This window comes from Thioalkalivibrio sp. ALM2T (genome assembly GCF_000381505.1).
GTDB lineage: Bacteria > Pseudomonadota > Gammaproteobacteria > Ectothiorhodospirales > Ectothiorhodospiraceae > Thioalkalivibrio > Thioalkalivibrio versutus.
In genome coordinates, this window is record NZ_KB906556.1 from 229,144 (window position 1) to 243,770 (window position 14,627).

The window sequence follows — 14,627 nt, forward strand, 5'->3', positions numbered from 1 at the left end:
CGACTGGTTTGGACCGCTCCGATCACAACCGCACCCTGGCGCTGGCCGCCCTCTTCCAGTGCGCGAGCCTGGTCAAGGATCTGGCCTGGCGTGGGAGCTGCGACGACTACGAATTCGAGGTCCTGGTCGGGAGCCTGTTCGCCTTCGACGCGGACACCCCGGAAGCGGTCTATCGCGAGGCGGTCAGCCTGCGCAGTGGCCTGGAGCGCATCGAGAGCCAGCTGCAAAACGGCAGCAAGCCGCCGGACATGGAGATCACCCGCTACGCCATCGGGCTGATCTTCCTCGAGCGCAAGCTGCAAAAGCGCGACGACATGCTGCAGAAGCTGACCGACGGCCTGCAGGGCGCGCAGCGCCAGATCGACTACTTCCACATCGCCCACGAAAGCGTGATTGCCCGGCTGGCCGAGATCTACAAGGAGACCATCTCCGAGCTCGGCCCGCGCATCATCGTGCAGGGCGAACAGAACAACCTCTCCAATCCCGACACCGCCGCGCGCATCCGTGCGTTGCTGCTGGCCGGGATCCGCGCGGCGGTCCTCTGGCGCCAGGCCGGTGGATCGCGCTGGAAATTGCTTTTCGGCCGCAAGCGGCTGATTCGCGAAGCGCATGACATCCTCAATCGACTCAATACCTGAACGCGGAAGACGCACATGAGCCACGCTGACCCCAAGAACACCCGGACCCTCACCGCTGGCGGCCGCGAATGCCGCTACGTGCCGATCACCGACGACGCCCGGGCGACCGACCTGCCGTTTGCGCTGAAGGTGCTGCTGGAAAACCTGCTGCGCTTCGAGGACGAACGCACGGTGCGCCGTGCCGACATCGAGGCCTTGCTGGACTGGGATCCGAAGGCCGAACCGACCCAGGAGATCGCGTTCCGTCCGGCGCGCGTGCTGCTGCAGGACTTCACCGGCGTGCCGGCGGTCGTCGACCTCGCCGCGATGCGCGATGCGATGGAGGCGCTGGGGGGCGATCCGAAGAAGATTACCCCGTTGCAGCCGGCCGAGCTGGTCATCGACCACTCGGTGCAGGTGGATGCCCACGGCAACGCCAACGCGATGAACCTGAACGCGGAGCTCGAATACTCGCGTAACCGCGAGCGCTACAGCTTCCTCAAGTGGGGCCAGCAGGCGTTCGATACCTTCAAGGTGGTGCCGCCGGATACCGGCATCGTCCACCAGGTGAACCTCGAATACCTGGCGCGCACGGTGTTCGTGGACGACCAGGCCGAGGGCGGCTGCATGGCCTACCCGGACACCCTGGTCGGGACCGACTCCCACACCACCATGATCAACGGCCTGGGCGTGCTCGGCTGGGGCGTGGGCGGCATCGAGGCCGAGGCCGCGATGCTCGGCCAGCCGATCTCCATGCTGATCCCGCAGGTCGTGGGCTTCCGCCTGACCGGCAAGCTGGCCGAGGGCGCGACCGCGACCGACCTGGTGCTGGTGATTGTCGAGACGCTGCGCAAGAAGGGCGTGGTCGGCAAGTTCGTCGAGTTCTTCGGCGACGGCCTAGCCGACCTGCCACTGGCCGATCGCGCCACCATCGCCAACATGGCCCCGGAATACGGCGCCACCTGCGGCATCTTCCCTATCGATGACGAGACCCTGACCTACCTGCGCCTGACCGGGCGCGACGCCCAGCACATCGAGTTCATCGAGGCCTACGCGAAGGCCCAGGGCCTGTGGCGTAACGACAACGCCCCGATCGCGCGGTACACGGATATGCTGGAGCTGGACCTGTCTACGGTCGAGCCAAGCCTGGCCGGCCCCAAGCGCCCGCAGGACCGCATCCCGCTGAGCCAGGCCGGCGCCACCATCAGCCGCCACCTCGACACCATGCTGAAAGAGCGCGAGAGTGGCGCTGATGAACCGGACGACGCCGAGCGTTTCGCGGCCGAGGGCGGGCATACCGCCGTGGGTGTGGAGCATCAGGCGGAAGAGCCCCACCACACCGCCATCGAGATGGACGGCGAGACCTTCACCCTGGATCACGGCGACATCGTGATCGCGGCAATCACCTCCTGCACCAACACCTCCAACCCCTCGGTGATGCTGGGTGCCGGCCTGGTAGCCCGCAAGGCACGCGAGGCCGGACTGCAGGTGAAGCCCTGGGTGAAGACATCGCTGGCTCCAGGCTCCCGCGTGGTGACCGATTACCTCGAGAAATCCGGCCTGTTGCCGGACCTCGAGGCCCTCGGTTTCCACGTGGTGGGCTATGGCTGCACCACCTGCATCGGCAACTCCGGTCCGCTGCCGGAACCGATCTCCGAGGCCATCATCAAGGACGACCTGATCGTCAGCTCGGTGCTCTCTGGCAACCGCAACTTCGAGGGGCGGATCCACTCCGAGGTGCAGATGAACTTCCTGGCCTCACCGCCGCTGGTGGTCGCCTACGCCCTAGCCGGACGCAGCAACATCGACCTGTACAGCGACCCGATCGGGGAGAATCAACAGGGCGAGCCGGTCTACCTGAAGGATATCTGGCCGACCACGCAAGAAGTGCGCGAGGCGGTGGCCAGCCACGTCGGCGCCAGCAGCTTTACCAGCGCCTATGGTGACCTCTATTCCGGCGAGGAACGCTGGCGCAACCTGGAGGCTCCACGGGGTCAGCGCTTCGACTGGCAGGAGGATTCCACCTATGTGCGCAACCCGCCCTACTTCGAGGGCATGAGCATGACGCCTACGCCCTGGAACGATGTCCAGGGCGCGCGCGTCCTCGCGCTGCTGGGTGATTCGGTGACCACGGACCACATCTCCCCGGCCGGCTCTATCGCCAAGGACAGCCCGGCGGGTCGCTACCTGGAATCCAAGGGCGTAAAGCCGGCCGACTTCAACTCCTATGGCTCCCGCCGCGGCAACCATGAAGTGATGATGCGCGGGACCTTCGCCAACGTGCGCCTGCGCAATCTGCTGGCGCCCGGGACCCAGGGGGGCGTGACCCAGCACCTGCCGGATGGCGAACAGATGTCCATTTATGACGCGGCCATGCAGTACCAGGCAGAGGACACCCCGCTGATCGTCATCGCCGGACAGGAATATGGCACCGGCTCTTCGCGCGACTGGGCCGCCAAGGGCACCCTGCTGCTGGGCGTCAAGGCGGTCATCGTAGAGACCTTCGAGCGTATCCACCGCTCCAACCTGGTGGGTATGGGCATACTACCGCTGCAGTTCTTGCCCGGTGAGAACGCGGCCAGCCACGAACTGACCGGGCGCGAGACCTACAGCATTACCGGCGTGGAGAACGGCGAGTCGCGCGAGGCCACGGTCACGGCCGTGGCCGATGATGGCCACCGCAAGACCTTTGCCGTGCGTGTGCGGCTGGATACCCCGCAGGAGGTGGATTACTTCCGCCACGGCGGCATCCTGCCCTACGTGTTGCGCCAGCTCGCCGCTTCCGCATAAGGTTTGGCCATGGGACGGCGGGTATCCACGGAGGTGATTCAGTCCGGTCAGACGCTGGCAACAGCCGTGCATGACCGTTCCGGCCGTCTCCTGATCCCCGCCGGCATGGTGCTCCAGGACAAGCAGATCCGCGTGCTCCTGTCCTGGGGCATCAGCACTGTCGAGATCGTCGAGGACGAACATGCCGCGGCCAACGATTCCCGGGACGACGCGGTCCCGGACCTGCCCGCGGACGCCCGGCCCACCCCGGAGATGGAGGAACAGGCCGATGCCATCCTGGCCGAGCGCTTCCGTCACTGTGACTTGACCGGCCATCCCATGGACGGCATCTACTCCTTCGCGCGGGCCCAGCTGATCGACGAGCTCATGCGCCGCGGCCACAAGGCCCGGAGCGCATGATGACCGTTGCCGAGTTCCTCGAGCAGGATGACTCGTTGTGCAGCTTTTCCGGGAGTTACAACACGATCTTCACGCGCCTTAGCGACCCGACCGCGAACGTGGCCGGGATTACCGAGGCGGTGGAACTGGACCCGGCCATTGCGGCGAAGACGCTGCGCATGGCGAACTCTTCGCTGTACGGTTTCCCCGAACCGATCGACACCCTGCACCGGGCAGTCTCCATTATCGGCCTGCAGCAGATGCGGCAGATCGTGCTGTCCACCATCGTGATCGAGCACTTCCGCGGCCTGCCGGTCATCGGCGTCGACATGGAATCGTTCTGGCGCCACAGCATTGCCGTCGGCGTGCTCAGCCGCTCGATCGCCCGCTTTCGGCGCGAAGCGAACATCGAGCGCCTGTACCTCTATGGGATCATGCACGACCTCGGGCGGCTGCTGCTGTTTCTCCGGCTCGGCAGCCGCACCGAGGAACTGATCAACATCCGCGAGCGCGAGCAGTGCCTGTTGTACGAGGCGGAACGCGAGCTGCTGGGTTTTGACCACGCCGCCATCGGGTCCGCCCTGCTCGAGGAATGGGGGATGGCCCCGGCCCAGGTGGAAGCCACGCGCTACCACCATGCCCCGGAAGAGGCCCGCGCGTTTCCCGTGGAGACGGCCATCGTGCACGTCGCCGACAGCATCGCCAATTCCTTGCGGCTGGGATCCTCCGGGGAACGTTTCGTGCCCCCGGTTGCCCCGGAGACTTTCGACCGCATTGGCCTGGAGATGGCGGTCTACGAGGACATCATCGGCCACGCGCGGAAGCATCTGGACCAGATGCAGACGATCCTCCTCGACTGAGGCCTGTATGCAAGCAAAGGACGCTGTTGCATGAGCCCATCGTACCGCACGCCCGAGGAGGTCAATGCCCTCCATGAGCGCATCCGCTTCCTCGAGGAAGCGCTGGAAGCCAACGCCTATGCGATGGATGTGCTCGCCTCGACGACGGCGATCTTTGGTGACACCGACCGGAACCGCAGTCCCCAACTGATCATCCAGAACACCATCGAGTCCATCCGGCGCCTGCTGCCGACGCAGGACATGGCGGTGTACGTCCTGGACCACGACTGCTCGTTCAACCTCGACTATCAGGAACGCCCCGGGGAGCTGACGCCGGACCTGTCGGAGACCGTCGAACAACTGATCCAGGACGGCCAGTTCTCTTGGGCGTTGCACCAGAACCATCCGGTCTGCCTGCCCTCCCCGGTCGAGGGCGAGAGTGTGATGCTGCACGTGATCTCGACGCGCACCCGGATTCGCGGGATGTTCGTCGCCCGCTTCCGGCAGGCGGAGCTGCAACGCTACGAGATGATCCTGTCGACACTGACCATGGTGCTGTTCAACACGGCCTATGCCTTGGAGAGTGCCGACCTGTTCCAGATGATGGACCGGCGCCAGAAGGCGCTGCAGCGCATCACCGAGCGCCAGTCACGCGAGCTGCTGCACCACATGTCCCACGACTCGCTGACCAACCTGCCCAACCGCATGCTGTTCAGCGACCGGCTGTCACAGGCGATGGAGCGCCACGCGGGTGCCGCGGCGGGTCATGTGGCCTTGATCCTGCTGGATCTGGACAACTTCAAGCGCACCAACGATTCGCTGGGTCACCGCGCCGGCGACGAGCTGATCCGCAAGGTCGCCCAGGACCTGTCCGCTCTGCTGGACCATGCCCGGGAACGCTCGGGACGCCACCTGCGAACCACCCTGTCGCGCCTTGGCGGCGACGAATTCGGCATCCTCGTCGAGGACACCCATGGCCTGGAGGGCGTGGTCCGGCTGGTCACCGATGTCGTGCGCAAAACGGCGACCGAGCGGCAGATCTTCGATCAGCCCGTGGTCAGCAGTGTCTCCTGCGGGATTGCCGTCTACCCCTATGACGGCGAGGATGCGGACACCCTGCTCGGCAATGCCGATGCGGCGATGTACGAGGCCAAGCAGCGCGGTCGTAACGGGTTCCGGTTCTACACCCAGGATCTCAACGCCCGCACCTTCCGCCACTTCGAGCTGGAGAACGAACTGGGGCAGGCAATTGCCAATGCCCAGCTGAGACTGCATTACCAGCCCAAGATCGACCTGGACAGCGGCCGAATCATCGGCGCGGAGGCGTTGATTCGCTGGCAGCATCCCACGCTCGGTCTGCTGCCTCCCAGCCACTTCATCGAACTGGCCGAGGACATGACCCTGATCGAGGAGATCGGGGAATGGGTGTTGCGCCAGGTCTGTCGGGACTTGCAATCCCTGCGACTGGGCGAAGACGAGCTCCCGCGCATTGCCATCAATGTCTCCGCGCGCCAACTGCGCCAGCCGGATCTTGCGGGGAACTTCCACCGCATTATCCGCGAGAGCGGTGTTCCGCCCCGCTGTATCGAGCTGGAACTCACCGAGACCGCGATCATGGACGACCCCCAAGGGGCGGCGCGGGTCTTCCAGCGACTGCGTCACGCCGGCATGTCCCTGGCGGTCGATGATTTCGGAACCGGTCATGCGTCCCTCGTGCAGCTCAAGCAGATACCGGCCGACACCCTGAAGATCGACCGCTCCTTCGTGAAGGATCTCGACCAGGGCGAGGAACATTCGCAGATCGTCCGCGCGATCATTCTGATGGCCCATACCCTGGGGCTGGACGTGATTGCGGAGGGCGTGGAGACCAAACGCCAGGCGGAGATCCTGCAACAGCTGGATTGCCATACGGCCCAGGGCTTCTACTTCTCGCACCCGGTGGCGTTCGACGCGCTGCAGGGCCTGCTCCGCGACCGGGTCCAGCTCCCAGCCGCGACCGCCTGACCCCGTTCGTCACCCCGAACCCATGGGCCCGGGCGGCCTCGGCCTAGTCCGTCTGGGGCTCGGTCAGGGTCGCTGGGTTCAGCAAGGCCTGCAGGCGTTCACGCGGGATGTCCGTATGTTCCGCCGCGACATCAACGATCGGCCGGCCACTAGCGTACGCCTCCTTGGCAATCCGGGCGCCGGCCTCGTAGCCGATCTCTGCATTCAGCGCCGTCACCAGGATCGGGTTGCGGTCCAGGGCCGCGCGCAAGACCTCCTCGTTGACAGTAAAGCCGGCGATGGCCCGATCGGCAAGATGTTCAGCCGCGCGCGCCAGCAGGCCCATCTGGTTGAGCAAGTTGTCGGCGATCAGCGGCAGGCCGACGTTGAGCTGGAAATTGCCCCCCTGTCCCGCGGCGGCGACCGCGGCGTCCAGGCCCACTACCTGCTGCGCGGCCATGATCACCGCCTCGGGGATCACCGGATTGACCTTGCCCGGCATAATCGAACTGCCCGGTTGCAAAGCCGGCAGGGCGATCTCACCCAGTCCGGCCAGCGGGCCCGAATTCATCCAGCGCAGGTCGTTGGCGATCTTGATCAGGCTGGTGGCCGTGGTACGTAGCTGGCCGGAGAGCTCCACTGCGGTGTCCTGGCTGGCCAGCCCCGCAAAGCCGTTGGGTTCGCGCTCGAAGGCGATCCCGGTGCGCTCCGCCAGGCGGTGGGTGACCCGATCCCCGAATTGGGCCGGGGCATTGATGCCGGTGCCCACCGCCGTGCCACCAATCGCCAGTCGGTTGACCCGTGCGCGCGTGTCGCGAAGGCGTTCGACGTCCAGTTCCAGTTGCCGGCGCCAGCCGGACAGCTCCTGACTCATCCGCACCGGCATCGCGTCCATCAGATGGGTGCGTCCGGTCTTCACGATTGCGGTCAGTTCGCCCTCCCGCCGGGCGATGGTCGCGATGAGATGACGCAAGGCCGGCATCAGCTGCTTTTCCATCTGAACGGACGCAGCCACATGCAGGGCGGTGGGTATCACGTCATTGGAGCTTTGGGAACGGTTTACGTGATCGTTCGGATGGACCGTCAAGGCATCACTCGAGGCCAGTGTTGCGATCACCTCGTTCATGTTCATGTTGCTGCTGGTCCCTGAACCCGTCTGATAGACATCCACCGGGAAGGCATCGGCATGCTCGCCGCTGGCGATGGTCTCGGCGGCCGCGACGATCGCACCGGCCACCTCGTCCGGGAGCTGGTCGAGCCCCTGGTTGGCCTCGGCGCAGGCGGCCTTCGTCTGGGCCAGGGCGCGAATGAAGGCCTGCGGCAGCGGCCGCCCGCTGATGTGGAAGTTGTCCACAGCGCGCTGGGTCTGGGCGCCCCACAGGGCTTGCTCCGGGACCTCCACCGTCCCGAGACTGTCCTGTTCCTGACGCATTGCGGGCTTCGACATGCCTTCCTCCTGGTTTGCGCGTGGCGCGATGCTGTATTGCAGTTGAGCACCTTAGTATACTGCGCCGCCTGTCCCGAACCCGACCCCGGAATCCCCATGTCCCTGAGCCCGTTGTCCGCGATCAGCCCCGTCGATGGCCGCTATGCCCGGCACACCCGCGACCTGGCCCCCTACTTCTCCGAACAAGGTCTGATGCAGGCCCGCGTGCGGGTGGAGATCGCCTGGCTCAAGGCCCTGGCCGCCGAGCCCGCGATCCCCGAGGTCCCGGCGCTGACCGATACGGCCGGCGCCTTCCTCGACGAGATCGCGTTCAGCTTCGACGAAGTGGCCGGGGCGCGCGTGAAGGAGATCGAGGCCACGACGAATCACGACGTGAAGGCGATCGAGTACTACATCAAGGAACAAATGGCGGACCGCTCCGACCTGCAGAGCCAGATCGAGTTTGTCCACTTTGCCTGCACCTCCGAGGACATCAACAACCTGGCCTATGGCGTGATGGTCCGCGAGGCGCGCGACATGGTGATGCTCCCGGCCCTGGACGCCGTGCTCGCGCCGCTGCGCGAACTGTCCGGCCGCTTCGCCGAACAGCCGATGCTCGCACGGACCCACGGCCAGCCCGCCTCCCCCACCACTATGGGCAAGGAACTGGCCAACGTGGTCGCGCGACTGGAGCGGCAACGCGCCGAGATCGCCGGGGTGGCCTGCCTCGGCAAGATCAATGGCGCGGTGGGCAACTTCAACGCCCATTCCGTGGCCTACCCCGAGGTCGACTGGCCGTCCCTGTCGCGCCGGATGATCGAGAGCCTGGGTCTGGAGCCGAATACCCACACCACCCAAATCGAACCGCACGACTTCCTGGCGGAGTTGTTCCACGCCTTCATGCGCGCGAACACGATCCTGCTGGATGCGTCACGCGACATCTGGGGCTACATCTCGCTGGGCTACTTCAAGCAGAAGGTGGTCGCCGGCGAAGTCGGCTCCTCGACGATGCCGCACAAGGTCAACCCGATCGACTTCGAGAACGCCGAGGGCAACCTGGGTCTGGCCAACGCCCTGTTCGACCACCTGGCGAGCAAGCTGCCCGTTTCGCGTTTCCAGCGCGACCTGACCGACTCGACCGTGCTGCGCAACATCGGCCTGGCATTCGCCTGGTCGCTGATCGCCTACAAGGCGTTCGGCCGCGGCCTGGGCAAGCTGGAGATCGAACCGGGACGCCTGGCAGAGGACCTGGACCAGAACTGGGAGGTCCTCGGCGAGGCCGTGCAGACCGTGATGCGCCGCTACGGCATCGAGTCGCCCTACGAGAAGCTCAAGGAATTGACCCGGGGGCAGCGCATCACCCCCGAGGGCCTGGCGGCGTTCATCGACGGCCTCGACATCCCGGAAGAGGCCCGTGCCCGCCTGCGCGAGCTGACGCCGGGCCGCTACACCGGGATCGCCGACCGACTCGCGCGCGAACTCTGATCCCGCGCGCGGCATGGGTGCCCCGGACCCGAACCAACCGCTCGCGCTACTCGGCGGCCTGACGCCCGCCGAATTCCTGCGCGACTACTGGCAACAGCGCCCGCTACTGGTGCGCGACGCGATGGCGGGTTTCGAGAATCCGATCGAGCCCGATGACCTCGCCGGCCTGGCCACCGATCCGGACGCGGCGAGCCGGATCGTCAGCGGGCATGTCGACCGCCAGGACTGGGATGTCGAATACGGCCCCTTCGATGCCGAGCGGCTGGGCCAGCTTCCCGAACGCGACTGGACCCTGCTGGTCACTGACGTGGAACGCTTCTGGCCCGGTGGCCGGGATTTCCTGTCGCGCTTTGATTTCATCCCGCGCTGGCGCCGGGACGACCTGATGATCTCCTACGCCCCACCCGGTGGTTCGGTCGGGCCGCATGTGGATCAGTACGACGTCTTCCTGTTCCAGGCCGCGGGGCGGCGCCGCTGGCAGATCCAGGACCCGCCGGGATCGCTGGATTGCCACGACGATCTGCCACTCGCCATCCTGCGGGCATTCGATCCCACCGAGACCTGGGAGCTGGGTCCCGGCGACCTGCTCTACCTGCCCCCCAACCTGCCGCATTACGGACTGTCGCTGGACGACCAGTGCATGACCTGGTCGGTGGGATTTCGCGCCCCGACCATCCTCGATGTCCTGACTGGTTTCCTCGAGGAACGCGCCAACGTGATCGGCGATCAGGCGCGCTTCGAGGACCCGGGCCGGCATCCAGCCTCGCATGCCGCCGAGATCCCGGCGGCAGACCGTGACGAACTGCGCGCGGCCCTGCGAGCCCTGCTGGCGGCGGAAGACTACGACCTGGACGCCTATCTGGGGCGTTTCCTGACCCGCCCCGCCGGCAATGTCGAGCTCGCCCCGGGAGACCCGCGGCTGGCGGCCACTGCCGGCCCGGCCGATCGCTTTGCGATTCACCCCGGCGTCCGGCGGGCGTGGTTCCAGGGCCCCGATGGCCCGATCCTGTGCATCGCCGGAAACGACTATCCCGCACAGGCGGTCGCGACGGACGTTCTCGAAGCCTTCTGTAGCGCGGAGACGCTCAGCATCGCGGAATGGGAGGAGGCAATCCCCATGATCCGGCAGATCCTCGAGGATGGGCTCGAGGCCGGCTGGCTGGCACCGGACGACCCGGGCGAATAGCAACGCTGGAACGACTTCGGGCGCTCAGGCTGCCCGGGGGAGACAGGCCTGCGCGGCGCGCTCGATCAGTGCCGGCCCGGCATCTGGGTGGTGGGCCCCTTCGGTCAGGATCCGCCGCCACTGGCGCGCGCCCGGCGCGCCGTGGAACAGGCCCAGGATATGCCGGGTCAGCCGCGCCAGCGGCACGCCATCACGGTGCATCCCCTCCGCGATCGTCAGGATGCCGTCCAGGACCTCTTCGCGCGTCGGATCGTCCCCACCCCCGAAATACAGACGGTCCACCACCGACAGGCTCCAGGGCTGGTGGTAGGCCAGCCGACCGAACATCACCCCGTCCACATGCTCCAAGTGCGCGCGCGCGGCGCCGACGTCGTCCAATCCGCCGTTCAGGACAATCGTCAGGTCGGGAAACTCGGCCTTTAGCCGATAGACGCGTTGATAGTCCAGCGGCGGAACGTCGCGATTGTCCTTGGGACTGAGGCCCTGGAGCCAGGCCTTGCGCGCGTGCACCACGAAGTGGCGGCACCCGGCGGTGGCCACGCGTTCGACAAAGGCGTGCAGGTCCGCCTCCGAGTCCTGGTCGTCAATGCCAATGCGGTGCTTGACGGTGACGGGGACGCCAACGGACTGCTGCATGGCTGCGACGCACTCGGCCACCACTCCCGGTTGTGCCATCAGGCATGCGCCGAACGCGCCCGACTGCACACGGTCGGAGGGGCAACCCACGTTCAGGTTGATCTCGTCGTAGCCGCGATCCGCCGCGATGCGGGCGGCCTGCGCCAGGGTGGCCGGATCGGAGCCGCCCAGCTGCAGCGCGATCGGGTGTTCCACCGGGGAGAACCCCAGCAGCCGGTCGCGATCCCCATGGATGACCGCGTTGGCATGCACCATCTCGGTGTACAACAATGCCCGTCGTGTCAGCAGCCGATGGAACCGGCGACACCAGGTGTCCGTCCAGTCCATCATCGGCGCAACCGAAAACCGCGGGTCGGGAGCGTGGCCCGCGTTACCCATTCACCGAATCTCCATGCCGCGCAGGCGGCGCCCAAAAATCAGAAAGGATTGCCATCATGTCGGAAAGCGAAGTGCCTGAAACCTTTCGCGATAGTGTCTCACACATGGTCGACCGGGCCATGGGCTACCTCGATCTTCCCGAGGGGGCCCGGGAGGCCGTCAAGACCTGCGACTCGGTCATTCAGGTGAGCTTTCCGATCCGCTTTCGCGACCGCATCGAGGTGTTCAAGGGCTGGCGCGCGGTGCATTCCGCCCACCGCCTGCCGGCCAAGGGCGGCCTGCGGTTCTCCCCGACCATGGACCAGGACCACGCCGAGGCCCTGGCGGCCCTGATGACCTACAAATGCGCCATCGTGGATATCCCCTTCGGAGGGTCCAAGGGCGGTCTGCGCATCGATCCGCAGAAGTACAACGAATGGGAGATGGAGCGCATTACCCGGCGGTTCGCCCACGAACTGATTCAACGCGACTACATCAGCCCGGCCCAGAATGTCCCGGCACCGGATGTGGGGACGTCCCAGCGCGAGATGGCCTGGATCATGGAGACCTATCGCGATCGCCACCCGGAGGATCTCGACCATGCCGCATCGGTGACCGGCAAGCCGGTCGAGCTGGGCGGCATACGCGGGCGCCTGGAGGCCACCGGTCGCGGTGTCCAGTACGCGTTGCAGTCCTTCTTCCGCGAAGGCTCGGCGGCCCGCGAGGCCGGGTTCGAGGGCGGTCTGGGCGACCAGCGCATCATCATCCAGGGCTTCGGCAACGTGGGCTATTACGCCGCGCGCTTCCTGCAGGAGGACGATCACGCGAAGATTGTCGGTGTCATCAAGAGCGATGGCGGGGTGTATTCCGAGGACGGGATCGATATCGAGGCCCTGCACGACTACGTTCGCCGCAGCGGCACCATGGAGGGCTTCGCAGGGGTCGAGTTCGTGCGCGATGGCAACCGCATCATGGAACGCGAGTGCGACATCCTGATTCCGGCCGCCCTGGAAGGCGCGATCCATCGGGACAACGTCGACCAAATCCAGGCGCGCCTAATCGCCGAGGCGGCCAACGGTCCCTGCACCTGGGAGGCCGACCAGGCCCTGCGTGATCGCGGGGTCACGATCCTTCCGGATGTGTACGTCAACGCCGGCGGCGTCATCGTCTCCTACTTCGAGTGGGTGCGGAATCTGTCGCACATGCGCTTCGGGCGCCTGGAGCGCCGCTACGACCAGGCCCAGGGCCAGCACATCGTTAGTGCCATCGAGATGATGACCAACGAGAGCGTCCCCGAATGGATTCGCGATGCCGTGGTGCGCGGGGCCGATGAGATCGACCTGGTCCGCTCCGGCCTGGACGACGCCATGCGCGAGGCCTTCCGCGAGATGCACGAGGTCCGCGAGATGGAAAGCAATGGCGAGGTGCTCGACTACCGCACCGCCGCCTATCTGATCGCGCTGCGCAAGATCATTCGTGCACGCAGCGACCTGAAACTGATCTGATGCCGCCGCGCCGCGTCCGGGACGGGGGTATCCAGCCTATCCCGGCTTCCGGTAGCGCGATTCGAGCGCCGCAAACAGGGCCCGCAGACCCATCGCCTCGCCGCCCTTGGGCCGCCCGGGGCGCGCGCGGTTGTTGAAGGCCATGATGTCGAAATGCATCCAGGTCGTGTTCTCCGGGACAAATTCCTTGAGAAACAGACCGGCCGTAATCGCACCGCCGTGCCCCCCGGGGGTGCTGTTCACGATGTCCGCCACGTCACTGTCCAGCATGTACCGATAAGGCGTGTGCAGGGGGAGCTGGCAGACCGGATCGTCCCATTCGCGCGCCGGCTCGACCAGTGCTCGCGCCCAGCCCTCGTCCTGGGTGAAACAGGCGCTGATCTCGGTCCCCACGGCCACGCGCGCCGCCCCGGTGAGCGTCGCAAAGTCCACCAGCAGGTCCGGATGGAACGACCCCGCTCGATCCAGCAGATCCGCCAGCACGAGGCGCCCCTCGGCGTCCGTGTTGTCGATCTCGATCCGCTTGCCGTTGCGTGCGGTCAGCACATCGCCCGGGCGGAAGGCCCCGGCGCCGATGGCATTCTCCACGGCCCCGATCAGCACCGTCAGCCGCACAGGGAGCGCTTGCGCCATGATCAGACGCGCCAGCCCCAGCACGATCGCCGCTCCGCCCATGTCCTTCTTCATCTGGCGCATGGAATTGCCGGGCTTCAGGTTCAGACCACCGGAATCGAAGCACACGCCCTTGCCCACCAGCACCAACGACGGCGCGTCGGGCGCCCCCCAGGTCAGTTCGATCACCCGGGCCCCGTGGTCGCTGGCAGCCCCCACGGCGTGGATACAGGGGAAATCCTGCTCCAGCTTGTCGCTGTCGCTGACCAGATGCAGGCTGCTGCCGAATTCCTCGGCCAGCTCCCGAGCCTTCAACGCCAGATTGGCCGGCATCATGTCGGCGGCCGGGGTGTTGATCAGGTCGCGGGTCAGCCCGATGGACTCCACAAACGCGAGCACCCGCGCCTGATCCGCGTCTTCCGGCCACACCAGCCGCGGCGAGCGATCCTGGACCTCGCGGTAACGCTCGAAACGATAACGGCCCAGGCCCCAGCCTATGGCCGCCAGGTTCTGGATCTCGGGGTTCAGGAAATCGGTTTCCAGACGGTAATCCCCCGTTCCCAGGGTCTCGGCCGCTGCGGCCACCATCCAGATCGGAGTTTCCGCATCAAAACCGGCCAGCACCGCCGCCAGCTCACCCTCGGTATCCGGGATGCGCAGGGTTGCGCCCGGCTCCGCCTCGAACCCAGAGGCTTCCACCCATTTGCGCCAGCTCTCCGGCGCACTCTCCAGGCGGACCGGCAGCGACTCGCGGCTGACCGGGATCAGGGGAACGGCGGTGTCGGACGACGCAACAAAAACAGAATCCACGCG

Annotated in this window: 11 protein-coding genes; 8 read left to right on the forward strand and 3 right to left on the reverse strand. The window is 66.3% G+C overall.

Features of this window, described 5'->3' with window-relative positions; translation table 11 throughout:
- Nucleotides 1-8: 8 nt before the first annotated feature.
- The 5 genes from hflD (at nt 9) to F816_RS0101050 (ending at nt 6,628) form a co-directional block, all read left to right on the forward strand.
- Nucleotides 9-638 carry a high frequency lysogenization protein HflD gene (gene hflD, locus F816_RS0101030; RefSeq protein ID WP_019593158.1) on the forward strand — a complete coding sequence of 210 codons (630 nt, stop codon included), beginning with the start codon at nt 9-11 and terminating at the stop codon, nt 636-638.
- 15 nt (nt 639-653) lie between these two features.
- Nucleotides 654-3,407: an aconitate hydratase AcnA gene (acnA, locus tag F816_RS0101035; protein ID WP_019593159.1), complete on the forward strand. Its 2,754-nt coding sequence runs from the start codon at nt 654-656 to the stop codon at nt 3,405-3,407.
- A 66-nt stretch (nt 3,408-3,473) separates the two neighbouring features.
- Nucleotides 3,474-3,806 carry a hypothetical protein gene (locus tag F816_RS0101040; RefSeq protein WP_019593160.1) on the forward strand — a complete coding sequence of 111 codons (333 nt, stop codon included), beginning with the start codon at nt 3,474-3,476 and terminating at the stop codon, nt 3,804-3,806.
- Entirely contained in the window at nt 3,806-4,645 is an 840-nt protein-coding gene (locus F816_RS0101045) for an HDOD domain-containing protein (protein WP_019593161.1), read from the forward strand. Before F816_RS0101040 ends, F816_RS0101045 begins: the two co-directional genes overlap by 1 nt.
- Before the next feature lie 30 nt (nt 4,646-4,675).
- The gene (locus F816_RS0101050; RefSeq protein WP_019593162.1) at nt 4,676-6,628 is read left to right on the forward strand and encodes a bifunctional diguanylate cyclase/phosphodiesterase; all 1,953 of its coding nucleotides are present in this window, start codon (nt 4,676-4,678) and stop codon (nt 6,626-6,628) included.
- A gap of 43 nt (nt 6,629-6,671) precedes the next feature.
- Here F816_RS0101050 and F816_RS0101055 read toward each other — a convergent pair whose 3' ends face one another.
- Nucleotides 6,672-8,054 (reverse strand): lyase family protein, encoded by a 1,383-nt coding sequence (locus F816_RS0101055; RefSeq protein ID WP_019593163.1) that lies wholly within the window; start codon nt 8,052-8,054, stop codon nt 6,672-6,674.
- Between the two features lie 96 nt (nt 8,055-8,150).
- On the opposite strand from F816_RS0101055, the gene purB reads away from it, so the two are divergent.
- A complete protein-coding gene (purB, locus tag F816_RS0101060) occupies nt 8,151-9,518 on the forward strand; it encodes an adenylosuccinate lyase (RefSeq protein WP_019593164.1) in 1,368 nt (455 codons plus the stop codon).
- A gap of 13 nt (nt 9,519-9,531) precedes the next feature.
- Complete coding sequence (locus tag F816_RS0101065; protein WP_019593165.1) at nt 9,532-10,704, forward strand: cupin domain-containing protein; 1,173 nt, start codon at nt 9,532-9,534, stop codon at nt 10,702-10,704.
- Nucleotides 10,705-10,728: 24 nt separating this feature from the next.
- Here the strand turns inward: F816_RS0101065 and dusA are convergent, their stop codons facing one another.
- The gene (gene dusA / locus F816_RS0101070) at nt 10,729-11,718 is read right to left on the reverse strand and encodes a tRNA dihydrouridine(20/20a) synthase DusA (RefSeq protein WP_019593166.1); all 990 of its coding nucleotides are present in this window, start codon (nt 11,716-11,718) and stop codon (nt 10,729-10,731) included.
- A 56-nt stretch (nt 11,719-11,774) separates the two neighbouring features.
- Here dusA and F816_RS0101075 point away from each other — a divergent pair, with 56 nt between their 5' ends.
- Nucleotides 11,775-13,202, forward strand: a complete 1,428-nt coding sequence (locus F816_RS0101075; RefSeq protein ID WP_019593167.1) for a Glu/Leu/Phe/Val dehydrogenase — start codon at nt 11,775-11,777, stop codon at nt 13,200-13,202.
- Between the two features lie 36 nt (nt 13,203-13,238).
- Here the strand turns inward: F816_RS0101075 and F816_RS0101080 are convergent, their stop codons facing one another.
- Nucleotides 13,239-14,624, reverse strand: coding sequence for a M17 family metallopeptidase (locus tag F816_RS0101080; RefSeq protein WP_019593168.1), 1,386 nt, complete (start codon nt 14,622-14,624; stop codon nt 13,239-13,241).
- Nucleotides 14,625-14,627 lie beyond the last annotated feature (3 nt).

Excerpts from the sequence above, each read along its gene's own strand:
- acnA (WP_019593159.1), top strand. The coding sequence starts at position 654 with ATGAGCCACGCTGACCCCAAGAACACCCGGACCCTCACCGCTGGCGGC.
- F816_RS0101045 (WP_019593161.1), top strand. The coding sequence starts at position 3,806 with ATGACCGTTGCCGAGTTCCTCGAGCAGGATGACTCGTTGTGCAGCTTT.
- F816_RS0101050 (WP_019593162.1), top strand. The coding sequence starts at position 4,676 with ATGAGCCCATCGTACCGCACGCCCGAGGAGGTCAATGCCCTCCATGAG.
- F816_RS0101055 (WP_019593163.1), bottom strand. The coding sequence starts at position 8,054 with ATGTCGAAGCCCGCAATGCGTCAGGAACAGGACAGTCTCGGGACGGTG.
- purB (WP_019593164.1), top strand. The coding sequence starts at position 8,151 with ATGTCCCTGAGCCCGTTGTCCGCGATCAGCCCCGTCGATGGCCGCTAT.
- F816_RS0101065 (WP_019593165.1), top strand. The coding sequence starts at position 9,532 with ATGGGTGCCCCGGACCCGAACCAACCGCTCGCGCTACTCGGCGGCCTG.
- dusA (WP_019593166.1), bottom strand. The coding sequence starts at position 11,718 with ATGGGTAACGCGGGCCACGCTCCCGACCCGCGGTTTTCGGTTGCGCCG.
- F816_RS0101075 (WP_019593167.1), top strand. The coding sequence starts at position 11,775 with ATGTCGGAAAGCGAAGTGCCTGAAACCTTTCGCGATAGTGTCTCACAC.